This is a genomic window from Streptomyces sp. NPDC048442 (assembly GCF_040651475.1).
Classification (GTDB): Bacteria; Actinomycetota; Actinomycetes; order Streptomycetales; family Streptomycetaceae; genus Streptomyces.
This window is the reverse complement of sequence record NZ_JBEZKB010000012.1, coordinates 217,423-228,274: the sequence shown is the minus strand read 5'-3', so window position 1 is coordinate 228,274 and position 10,852 is coordinate 217,423. Positions and strand designations below refer to the sequence as shown.

Genomic DNA, 10,852 nt, shown 5'->3' with positions numbered 1-10,852 from the left:
CCGGGAGACCGGGCTGATCGTCGCGGAGCTGCTCTTCGACGCGCGGCTGCGGGCCGGGGACACGTACTTCTTCGAGTACGGCTTCGAGGGCCCCGGCTTTCGGGGCTCGCCGACTGCGGTGCGTCGCGCTGGTGAGCCGTACGGTCAGTAAGCCATCAGCCCTTTTCCACAAGGGACTTGAGGGCGATGTTGAGCTTGAGGACGTTCACCCTGGGCTCCCCCATGAAGCCGAGCGTGCGGCCGTCGGTGTGCTGTGCGACGAGCTTGTCGACGGCGGCGACGTCGAGGTGGTTGCGCTCGGCCACACGGTGGGTCTGAAGCTCCGCGTACGCGGGCGAGATGTGCGGGTCGAGTCCCGAGCCGGAGGAGGTGACGGCCTCGGCCGGCACGTCGGAGGGCTTGACCTGGTGGGTGGCCGTCGAGTTGTCCTCGATGACGGCCTGCCGGGCGGAGAGCACCTTGTAGCAGAGGGTGGACTGCTCGTCCTCGGTCTTGTAGTCGGACAGCTTCGCCGGGCACTTGCCGTCGACCGCGCCGCTGTCGCCGGAGAGGTTGGTGGCGCCGGAGAGGATCAGCGAGTACTGGGTGTTGACGCTGTTGGAGCCCAGGCCGTTGGAGGGGCGCGGCTGGAACCACTTGAGGTCCGCCCGCGGCGTCTCCTCGGGGTCGTCCGCATTCTTCGGCGGGAGGTTGTACGACTGGCCGATCAGCTCGGAGCCGACGACCCTGCCCGTCGCCGGGTCCTTGATCTCCGAGCCGTTGGCCTTCTCGGAGAAGGCGACCTGGGCGATGCCGGTGATCGCGAGCGGGTAGATCACGCCGCACACGACCGTCAGGACGATCAGGGCGCGCAGTCCCGCCCACAGCAACCGGCCGGTGTTTCCTACGGAGTTGTTCATGACGTGGTCAGCACGCTTTCTGGTTAACGCAGGCCGGGAATGAGGGAGAGGAGCAGGTCGATGAGCTTGATGCCGATGAACGGGGCGACGAGCCCGCCGAGTCCGTAGATCCCGAGGTTGCGGCGGAGCATCTTGTCGGCGCTCATCGGCCGGTACCGGACGCCCTTCAGGGCGAGCGGTACGAGCGCGATGATGATCAGCGCGTTGAAGATGACGGCGGAGAGGATCGCGGACTGCGGCGATGACAGGCCCATGATGTTGAGCTTGTCGAGGCCCGGGTAGACCACCGCGAACATCGCCGGGATGATCGCGAAGTACTTCGCGACGTCGTTGGCGATCGAGAAGGTCGTCAACGCACCCCGGGTGATGAGGAGTTGCTTGCCGATCTCGACGATCTCGATGAGCTTGGTGGGGTTGGAGTCGAGGTCCACCATGTTCCCGGCCTCCTTGGCGGCCGAGGTGCCGGTGTTCATCGCCACGCCGACGTCCGCCTGGGCGAGGGCGGGCGCGTCGTTCGTACCGTCGCCGGTCATCGCGACGAGCTTGCCGCCCGCCTGCTCGCGCTTGATCAGCGCCATCTTGTCCTCGGGCGTCGCCTCGGCCAGGAAGTCGTCGACCCCGGCCTCCTCGGCGATGGCCTTGGCGGTCAGCGGGTTGTCGCCCGTGATCATGACCGTTCTGATGCCCATCCGGCGGAGCTCGTCGAACCGCTCCCGCATGCCTTCCTTGACGACGTCCTTGAGATGGACGACCCCCAGGACGCGTGCGCCGTCAGCGTCTTCCAGAGCCACCAGCAACGGCGTGCCACCAGCCTGGGAAATCCGGTCGGTGAGCTCCTGTGCGTCCTGCGCGACACTGCCGCCCTGCTCCTTCACCCAGGCCACGACCGATCCGGTCGCACCCTTGCGCACCTTGCGTCCGTCCACGTCCACACCCGACATCCGGGTCTGAGCGGTGAAGACCACCCACTCGGCGCTCTCCAGCTCCCCCTGGTGGCGCTCGCGCAGACCGTACTTCTCCTTGGCAAGTACGACGACGGAGCGGCCTTCCGGGGTCTCGTCGGCGAGCGACGACAGCTGGGCGGCGTCGGCCAGTTCGGCCTCACTCACGCCTCGTACCGGAAGGAATTCGGCGGCCTGCCGGTTGCCCAGCGTGATGGTGCCGGTCTTGTCGAGGAGGAGGGTGGAAACGTCGCCCGCGGCCTCGACCGCCCTGCCCGACATGGCCAGTACGTTGCGCTGGACGAGGCGGTCCATGCCCGCGATGCCGATCGCGGAGAGCAGCGCGCCGATCGTCGTCGGGATCAGGCAGACGAGGAGCGCGACGAGCACGATCATCGACTGCTCGGCGCCGGCGTACGTGGCGAACGGCTGGAGGGTGACGACGGCCAGCAGGAAGACGATGGTGAGGGAGGCGAGGAGGATGTTGAGCGCGATCTCGTTGGGCGTCTTCTGCCGGGCCGCGCCCTCGACCAGGTTGATCATCCGGTCGATGAACGTCTCGCCGGGCTTCGTCGTGATCTTGATGACGATGCGGTCGGAGAGGACCTTCGTACCGCCGGTGACGGCACACCGGTCGCCGCCCGACTCGCGGATGACGGGGGCGGATTCGCCGGTGATGGCGGACTCGTCGACCGATGCGACGCCTTCCACGACGTCACCGTCGCCGGGGATGATGTCCCCGGCCTCGCAGACGACGAGGTCGCCGATACGCAGGTCAGTACCCGGCACGCGCTCCTCGTCGCTGCCGACGATCCGGCGGGCGACGGTGTCCGTCTTGGCCTTGCGCAGGGTCTCGGCCTGCGCCTTGCCGCGGCCCTCGGCGACGGCCTCCGCCAGGTTGGCGAAGATCGTCGTGAGCCACAGCCAGGCGGTGATCGCCCAGCCGAACCAGTCGCCGGGATCGAGTATCGCGAAGACGGTCGTCAGCACGGAGCCGATCTCGACCACGAACATCACCGGGGACTTGATCATCACCCGGGGGTCGAGCTTGCGGATCGCGTCGGGGAAGGACTTGAGGAGCAGCTTGGGGTCGAAGAGGCCCCCGCCGACCCGGCCCTGGTCGCTGCTGCCGCCGCTGTCGGGCTTGTGTCCGGTGGGGAGGTCCGGGTGCGGCGCCCGGGTGCCGGAAGGGCTGGTGGTCGCGGTGGGTGTGCTCATGATGCGAGCCCTTCGGCAAGCGGTCCCAGCGCGAGCGCGGGGAAGTAGGTGAGACCGGTGATGATCATGATCGTGCCGACCAGCAGGCCGGTGAACAGCGGCTTCTGCGTACGCAGCGTGCCCGCCGTCTCCGGTACGGGGGTCTGTTCGGCGAGCGAACCGGCCAGGGCGAGCACGAACACCATCGGCAGGAAGCGGCCGAGGAGCATCGCGATGCCGATGGTCGAGTTGAACCACCCGGTGTCGGCGCTCAGCCCGCCGAACGCGCTGCCGTTGTTGTTGGCGCCCGAGGTGTAGGCGTACAGGATCTCGGAGAAACCGTGCGCACCCGAGTTCAGCATCGAGTCGCCCGGCGTCGGCAGTGCCATGGCGACGGCGGTGAAGCCGAGCACCAGCGCCGGGGTGACCAGGATGTAGCAGGCGGCGAACTTGATCTGTCGGGTGCCGATCTTCTTGCCCAGGTACTCGGGCGTACGGCCGACCATCAGACCGGCGATGAACACCGCGATGATCGCCATCACGAGCATTCCGTACAGCCCGGAACCGACACCGCCGGGCGCGATCTCGCCGAGCTGCATGCCCAGGAGGTTGATGCCGCCGCCGAGTCCGGTGTTGGAGGAGTGGAAGGAGTTGACGGCCCCGGTCGAGGTCAGCGTCGTCGCGACGGAGAAGATCGCCGACCCGGCGATCCCGAACCGGTTCTCCTTGCCCTCCATCGCACCGCCGGCGAGGTCGAACGCCGGGCCGTGGTGGGCGGATTCGGTCCACATCATCAGCGCGGTGAAACCGAGCCAGATCGTCGCCATGGTGGCGAGGATCGCGTACCCCTGCTTGACCGAGCCGACCATCTTGCCGAAGGTCCGGGTCAGCGCGAACGGGATGACCAGGATGAGGAAGACCTCGAAGAGGTTCGAGAGGGCGTTGGGGTTCTCGAAGGGGTGGGCGGAGTTGGCGTTGAAGTAACCGCCGCCGTTGGTGCCCAGCTCCTTGATGACCTCCTGCGAGGCGACCGCACCGCCGTTCCACTGCTGGGAACCCCCGGCGAACTGGCCCACCTCGTGGATCCCGGAGAAGTTCTGGATCGCCCCACAGGCCACCAGCACCAGGGCGCCGACGACGGAGATCGGGAGCAGGATGCGGACGGTGCCGCGCACCAGGTCGGCCCAGAAGTTGCCGAGCTCACCGGTGCGGGAGCGCGCGAAGCCCCGTACCAGAGCGGCGGCAACGGCCATCCCGACCGCGGCCGAGACGAAGTTCTGGACGGCCAGGCCGCCGGTCTGAACGACGTGGCCCATGGCCTGTTCGCCCGAGTACGACTGCCAGTTGGTGTTCGCGACGAAGGACGCGGCGGTGTTGAACGCCTGGTCCGGGTCGATGGACGAGAAGCCGAGCGACCCGGGCAGGGAACCCTGCACCCGCTGCATCAGATACAGGAAGAGGACGCTCACCAGGGAGAAGCCGAGGACGCCGCGCAGGTACGCGGGCCACCGCATCTCCGTACTGGGATTGGCACCTATCGCCTTGTAGATCCACTTCTCGACCCGCAGATGCTTGGGCGAGGAGTAGACACCGGCCATGTAGTCGCCGAGTGGGCGGTACGCCAGCGCGAGGGCGGCGACGAGTGCGAGGAGCTGGAGCACTCCGGCGAGGACGGAAGACATGTCGGGCTCAGAACCTCTCCGGGTACACAAGGGCGAGGATCAGATATCCCAGCAGGGAGACGGCCACGATCAGGCCGACGATGTTCTCGGCAGTCACAGCTTCGTCACCCCCCTGGCGACGAGTGCCACCAGCGCGAAAACCGCGAGTGTGGTGACGACGAAGGCCAGATCGGCCATCGCGAGCTCCTGAATGCAGTGGGTGGGTGGAGGCGGGTCTCACGACCCGGGCCGTACGACCCGAGCCGTACGTCCCAAGAGAAGAGAAACCCCTCTCAGCCACCCTTTGACCTGCGTTAACGCCCCCCTGACGCGCGCAGTGCCGCTCTTGACGCGTCTCGTACGGGGACGACACCTGGCCGAGATCCGGCGCCGGACATCCGGGGCCGGGCACGCCGGGCCGGGCACGCCGGGCCGAGGGCACGCGGGGCCAGGCGTGCCGGGCCGAGGGCACGCGGGGCCAGGCGTGCCGGGCCGAGGGCACGCGGGGCCAGGCGTCCCGGGCCGAGGCTCTAGGGGAGGCGCGCCAGCAAGTGGGCGTCGAGGAAGCCGCGCTCGGAAGCCGGGTCGTGGAGCAGCCGGGCGAAGGGGACCAGCCCGGCCCCGGCCAGCAGCTCGGCGAACCGGTCCACCGGCCAGCTGTAGGCGGGCGTCACCTTGTGGTCGAAGCGGACCGGCTCCGATGCGTCGGTCGCGAAGAACGAGACCAGGAGCAGACCCCCTGGCGCCAGGACACGTACCTGCTCGGCAAGCAGCGCGGGCAGTTCCCCGGGCGGGGTGTGGATCATCGAGTAGTGGGCCAGCACTCCGCCGAGCGTGCCGTCCTCGACCGGCAGGGCCTCCATGCGCGCCTCGTCGAACCGCAGCGCCGGATGGGCCCGCCGGGCGTGGTCGACCATGGCGGGGGAAAGGTCGAGGCCGAAGGCGTCCAGCCCGAGGTCGTGCAGCATGGCCGTCAGATGTCCGGGTCCGCACCCGACGTCGGCCGCCCGCGTGTTCCCCGTACCGCGCACCAGCTCGGCGAAGGTGCCGATCATGTTCCGCGCGAACGGCTGCGTCTCCAGCCCGTCGGCGAACAACGACGCATACAGCTCGACGACCCCGTCGTAGGCCACCCTGGTCTCATCCTGGTGCTCCCTCACGGGAAAGGACGCTAGCATCCGCGCGCGGTCGCGGCCTCTCCGGCCCCGTGCCGCGCTGCAAGAAACTCGCGTGCCAGGCAAGGCCGTTCACGGTTACGTTCGGTCCATGGAGCCGATGGATTCTGTACGAGTAAGGCGCATGCGGGAGAGCGACCTCCCGTCTGCGGAGCGTGCGTCGGCGGTGACGTTCCTGGAGGGTGACCGGAGCAGCAGGAGGGTTAACGAGCCGGAGCCGAGGCCCCGTTCGGCGGCGGAGTCCGCGGGGTGGATCGACCGGATGAGCCACTTCCTCGCCACGGACCCGGAGGGCTGCTGGGTGGCGGTGGACGGTCCGGGGAACGACGGTGAGGTGGGCGACGGCGGCGCGGGCGAGGGTGCGGATGGTGCGGGCGAGGGTGCGGGTGGCGCGGACGGCCCGAGCGAGGACCGGGTTGTCGGCTTCGCGCTCTCGCAGAACCACGGCGGCCTGTGGATCCTCCTGACGTACGGCGTACTGCCCGGCCTGCAGGGCAGGGGCATCGGGAAGCGGCTGATGGACGCCGTCCGGGCCCATGCCGGCGACCGGCAGGGCATGTTCATCTCGACGGTGCACCCCGGGGCGACCCGCCGCTACTGGCGGGCGGGATTTTCCCTGCAGCCCCTGATGAACCTGTCCGGCACCGTCGACCGTTCGACGCTTCCCGCCGTCACCGGGCTGCGGGAGGGCGGGGCCGACGACATCGGGTGGATGGACCGCGTCGACCAGGAAGTACGCGGAGCAGGGCGCGGCCCCGACCACCTCCACATGCAGAAGACGCTGCGGTTGATCGTCTCCTGTGGGGAGGACGGCCGACGCGGATACGTCTATACGGACGACAGCGGCCGGGCCCACCTGCTGGCCGCCCAACACCCGGACACCGCACAGAAGTTGCTCTGGGAAACGCTGGCGCAGGCTCCGTCGGGCTCCGCCCCCCAGGACCGCATCTTCGTCACCTCCACCATCAGCGCCTCCAACCACTGGGCCGTGGACGTCGGGCTCGCCGCCCGCCTGGACCTCGGCCAGGATGGCTATCTGGCCCTGCGCGGCATGGAGGCGCCGGCCCCGTACCTGCCGAGCGGGCGGTTCCTCTGACGCAGGAGACGCGGGAGGCGCCGGAGACGCGGGACGCGGGACGCGGCGGCATCGCAGGCGGAATTCCGCCACCCCCTCCTCGTCCAGGTCTACGACGCCGAAAGCACCTGGGGCCGCGACGACGACCTCTTCCTCGCTCTCGTCGACGAGGCGGCCCCGGCCGAAGCCGCGGGCCGCGCACGCGTGCTCGACCTCGGCTGCGGTACAGGCAGACTCACCGTCGCCCTCGCGGCGGCCGGGCACACGGTCACGGGTGTCGACCCGGCCCATGCATCACTCGCCGCAGCGCGCGCCAAGTCGGGTGCGGAGAAGGCGAGTTGGGTGGAGGGCACGACCTCGGGCCTGCCGGGCCCCGGCGCCGCCTACGACGTGGCGGTCATGACGGCCCATGTCGCCCAGTTCTTCGTCGAGGACGACGAGTGGGCCCGGACCCTCGCCGACCTGTCTGGACCGAAGGGACTGAAGTGACCGAGTTTCGCAATGGCGGCTGCACGGTGACCTTCACCCACCACTACGTCTTCCCGGCCCCGGAAGAGCAGCGACAGGACCAGCAGTCGGCGTCGGCCCCACCCCCGGCCCCACTCCCCCGGGAAGAACTGCTGAGCAGCGCCACACTCCGCTTCCGCACCGAAACCGAAATCCGCGACTCCCTGCATGCGGCGGGCTTCACCGTCGAGCAGATGTACGGCGGCTGGCGGCGGGAAGGGGTGGGCGCGGGGGACGGAGAGTTCATCGTGGTGGCCACGGCCGCCGCCACCACCGCCACGCCTGAGTCCCCGCCGCCCGCCTTCGCCCCGGTGGGCGGCTGAGCCCGCAACAGCCCGCAGCTGCCCGCAGCTGCCCGCAGCTGCCCGCCATGAACAGGGCCTTCGCCGGAAAAGCACTGGCGCCGAGTTCCGAACTCCCGCTATGAAGGGGCCCCATGAGCACTTCCACGCCTGCCGCGTCCGCCGCGCCGTCGACCGCTGCCGACCCCCGCACCTTCGTCCCCGCCACACTCGGTCTCGGCGACGCCCGCCTGCACCCGTGGAGCCTCAAGGACCTCGACTGCCCGACCCTGCTCGACGGGCTGTTCGCCGCTGCGGCGGACCCGCAGATAGCCCTCTGGAACCCGGCCCCCACGGCCGACCTCGAAGCCGCCACCAAGTGGATCGAAATCCGCGCCAATGCCTGGTCCGCAGGCACCATCGCCGCCTTCGCCCTCCTCGACGGCGACACGGACAGCGTGGGCTCAGACGCCGACGACACCGCCCCCACCTTCCTCGGCGCCCTCACGGTCCGCTGGACCGACCGCTCGGACGGCCTGGGGATGATCGGTTACTGGCTGCTCCCCGCCTCCCGCGGCCGGGGCCTGGCCACCAGGGCGACTCTCGCCGCCACCGACTGGGCCTTCCGCACCGCCGGCGTCCGGCGCCTCGAACTCGCCCACGCCGTCGAGAACGAGGCCTCCTGCCGGGTCGCCCAGCGCTGCGGTTTCCCCGCCGAGGGCACCCTCCGCGCCTCGTACCGCTTCGGCGACGGCCAGTACCACGACGAACACCTCCACGCCCGCCTGGCCACGGACCCGTCCCTGGCTCCGGCCCAGGCCCCGGCCACCCCCACGGCCTGATCCCCGAGCCGGTCAGGCCACGGGCTGGCCACGGTCTGGACGTTCTTCCCCGGTGTCGATGACGCAGAACCGATTTCCCTCCGTATCGGCCAGTACGACGAAGTCCGCGTCGTCCGGGTACGCGTCCCACGCGACGCGCTCCGCACCCAGTGCAATCAGGCGCTCGACCTCGGCCGTCTGTGCGGCCGCGTCACCCGCATAGAGGTCGAGGTGGATGCGCGGATGTTCCTGTACCGGTGTCTCGCTGCGGGCCAGTGCCAGCTGCGGTCCGGTGGCCGGGCCGGTCTTCTCCGGTACGAGGACCACCCAGTCGTCCTGCATTTCCTCACGCGGTACGTACCCCAGCGCGGCCGTCCAGAAGGCGGCTGCGCGCGGTACGTCCGCGACGCCCATCACTACGGATCCGATGCTCAGCATGGGACGATCCTGCCCGATGCTGAGCAGCATGACGGGCGCGGAGGTGTGCAGGCGCTCGACCAGGTCCGGGTTGGACGGCACACGCTCACACCCCGCCCTTCCTGCGGCGCCCCGCCCAGCCCACAAGCACCGCCGCGGCCGCGCACGCGTAGGCGGTCGTGCTCACCGTTCCCGGGGAGGCGAATGCCCGGCCTGCGACGTAGGCGGCCGCTCCTGCCGCGGCGACCGTCAGCCACTCCCAGCGTCCGCTCAGGGCCACCAGCGCGACGAGCAGCAGCGCGTACCAGGAGTAGCCCGGGGTGAGCAGGAGGAAGGCGGTGCCGGTCACGTACAGGGCACCGTTCCACGGCCGGTCGGGGTCGCCGCGCCACAGCACGTGGGCGGTCACCAGCAGCATGCCCAGCACCAGGGCGGGCACCGCCCACGTGTCGGGCAGCAGCAGACGCAGCAGGGCATAGCGGTTCCGGGACGCCGCGTCGCCGTACCCCTCCTCCTCGACGTAGCCGCTCAGGTAACCGAGTACCGAGGCGTGGGAGGCCAGGGCGTAGGGGAGGTAGGCGAGGAGGGTGACGGCGGCCACCGGCACCAGCACCGCCGCCGCGTCCCGTACCCGGCGTACTCCCGACAGCGCGCCCGGCAGGACGATGGCGGGCATCAGCTTCGTGGCGACGGCCGCGCCGAGCAGTGCGGCTCCGCCGAGTCGGTGACGAGATGCCACCAGTCCGAGGCCCAGGACGGTGAACAGCGCTCCCAGGACGTCGACATGGGCGTTGTTCACCGCCTCGACGGGGACGGCCGGGCACCAGGCCCAGTAGACGGCGGTACGTGGATCTCCCCAGCCGGAGGAGGTACGGGTACGGGTACGGGTACGGGTCAGGATGCGCAGGGCGGCGGCGGTGACTGCGACGGAGAGTGCGGCGCCCGCGATCTGGAAGACCTTGAGGCGGGAGCCGGGCGGGGAGAGCTGCTCGATGCCGTAGAAGTACGCCTCGGCGACCGGAGGGTAAATCGTGTGCACGGCGGGGCGGTTGAGGCGCGTGCAGTGGGTCTGGCCGTCCGGCGCGGGGATGCGCGCGCGGTCGGGGCCCGCGCAGCCGCTGCCGGTGGGGAAGAGCCAGTCGTCGCGGAGGTGGGCGAGCGCCGGGTCGGCCGGGGTGTGGTCGTACGGGGAGATGCCCGCCGCCTGCACCCGGCCGTCCCAGGCGTAGCGGTACGCGTCGGTGCTGGTGCGGGGCTGCGCGACCAGCCCGGTGGCGGCCACCGCGGCCGAGCCCACGAGGACGAGGACGACGGCCTGACGGACCGGGACCTTTCGCAGTGCCCACGCGGCGGCGCCGAAGAGCAGCCAGGAGGCCGCGTACCACCAGGACAGGCTCGCGGGGTCGGCGTGATAGCCGTCGTGGCCGACGGTGAGGGCCAGGGTGGTGGTGAGGGCCGCCAGCAGGACGGTCGCGAGCACGGTACGGGAGCGCGTGCCGCTCGGGCGGCCGGGGCGGGCGGAGGGTGGTCCGGTGGTGGAACTGTTCGGGGTACGGGGGCTGATCACACGGTTCAGCCTGGCAGCGGGGACGGCGCCGGGGCGTGCCGCCGCCCCCGACGTCCGCGATTCGTAAGGAGTCGCAGAGCCTGTGCGGGGCGGGATGGCGGTGTCATGGGGAACATGAACGCACCGTCGCTTCCCGCACGCCCGGGTCACCGAACCGCAGACGGACCGGCTTCCCCCCGGCGGGCCTTTACGTGGCGGCCATTCGCCCGGCGCCCATTCGTCCGGCGGACCTCGACCGGACGCACCTCCGTGTGGCGCACCACCGCCCGGTGGGCCGCCACATGGTGGGCCGCCACCCGGATGGCCTCCGC

The 10,852-nt window shown here is 70.4% G+C and carries 10 protein-coding genes and 1 pseudogene; 4 read left to right on the top strand and 7 right to left on the bottom strand.

Going from position 1 to position 10,852, the window contains the following annotated elements; all coding sequences use genetic code 11:
- Positions 1–155: 155 nt before the first annotated feature.
- The 5 genes from AB0D18_RS20370 to AB0D18_RS20350 all read right to left on the bottom strand — a co-directional run bounded on the left by AB0D18_RS20370 (position 156) and on the right by AB0D18_RS20350 (position 5,858).
- A complete protein-coding gene (locus tag AB0D18_RS20370; protein ID WP_362420095.1) occupies positions 156–899 on the bottom strand; it encodes a potassium-transporting ATPase subunit C in 744 nt (247 codons plus the stop codon).
- Positions 900–922: 23 nt separating this feature from the next.
- Positions 923–3,058 (bottom strand): potassium-transporting ATPase subunit KdpB, encoded by a 2,136-nt coding sequence (gene kdpB, locus AB0D18_RS20365; protein ID WP_362420092.1) that lies wholly within the window; start codon positions 3,056–3,058, stop codon positions 923–925.
- Positions 3,055–4,719, bottom strand: a complete 1,665-nt coding sequence (kdpA, locus tag AB0D18_RS20360) for a potassium-transporting ATPase subunit KdpA (RefSeq protein WP_362420088.1) — start codon at positions 4,717–4,719, stop codon at positions 3,055–3,057. Before kdpA ends, kdpB begins: the two co-directional genes overlap by 4 nt.
- 7 nt (positions 4,720–4,726) lie before the next feature.
- Entirely contained in the window at positions 4,727–4,816 is a 90-nt protein-coding gene (gene kdpF, locus AB0D18_RS20355; RefSeq protein ID WP_037647273.1) for a K(+)-transporting ATPase subunit F, read from the bottom strand.
- Positions 4,817–5,228: 412 nt separating this feature from the next.
- Positions 5,229–5,858 carry a class I SAM-dependent methyltransferase gene (locus tag AB0D18_RS20350; RefSeq protein WP_362420084.1) on the bottom strand — a complete coding sequence of 210 codons (630 nt, stop codon included), beginning with the start codon at positions 5,856–5,858 and terminating at the stop codon, positions 5,229–5,231.
- A 106-nt stretch (positions 5,859–5,964) separates the two neighbouring features.
- Here AB0D18_RS20350 and AB0D18_RS20345 point away from each other — a divergent pair, with 106 nt between their 5' ends.
- The 4 genes and pseudogenes from AB0D18_RS20345 to AB0D18_RS20330 all read left to right on the top strand — a co-directional run bounded on the left by AB0D18_RS20345 (position 5,965) and on the right by AB0D18_RS20330 (position 8,578).
- Positions 5,965–6,969 carry a GNAT family N-acetyltransferase gene (locus tag AB0D18_RS20345; RefSeq protein WP_362420081.1) on the top strand — a complete coding sequence of 335 codons (1,005 nt, stop codon included), beginning with the start codon at positions 5,965–5,967 and terminating at the stop codon, positions 6,967–6,969.
- A gap of 147 nt (positions 6,970–7,116) precedes the next feature.
- Positions 7,117–7,437 (top strand): annotated as a pseudogene (locus AB0D18_RS20340) (class I SAM-dependent methyltransferase); the annotation flags it as partial.
- Positions 7,434–7,778 carry a hypothetical protein gene (locus AB0D18_RS20335; protein WP_362420078.1) on the top strand — a complete coding sequence of 115 codons (345 nt, stop codon included), beginning with the start codon at positions 7,434–7,436 and terminating at the stop codon, positions 7,776–7,778. The pseudogene AB0D18_RS20340 and the gene AB0D18_RS20335, both read left to right, overlap by 4 nt.
- A 113-nt stretch (positions 7,779–7,891) precedes the next feature.
- Positions 7,892–8,578: a GNAT family N-acetyltransferase gene (locus tag AB0D18_RS20330; RefSeq protein WP_362420075.1), complete on the top strand. Its 687-nt coding sequence runs from the start codon at positions 7,892–7,894 to the stop codon at positions 8,576–8,578.
- Between the two features lie 12 nt (positions 8,579–8,590).
- On the opposite strand, the gene AB0D18_RS20325 is transcribed toward AB0D18_RS20330, so the two are convergent.
- Together AB0D18_RS20325 and AB0D18_RS20320 are read right to left on the bottom strand one after the other, a co-directional pair.
- A complete protein-coding gene (locus tag AB0D18_RS20325) occupies positions 8,591–8,995 on the bottom strand; it encodes a VOC family protein (RefSeq protein ID WP_362420139.1) in 405 nt (134 codons plus the stop codon).
- An 85-nt stretch (positions 8,996–9,080) separates the two neighbouring features.
- Positions 9,081–10,541 (bottom strand): glycosyltransferase 87 family protein, encoded by a 1,461-nt coding sequence (locus AB0D18_RS20320; protein WP_362420073.1) that lies wholly within the window; start codon positions 10,539–10,541, stop codon positions 9,081–9,083.
- Positions 10,542–10,852 lie beyond the last annotated feature (311 nt).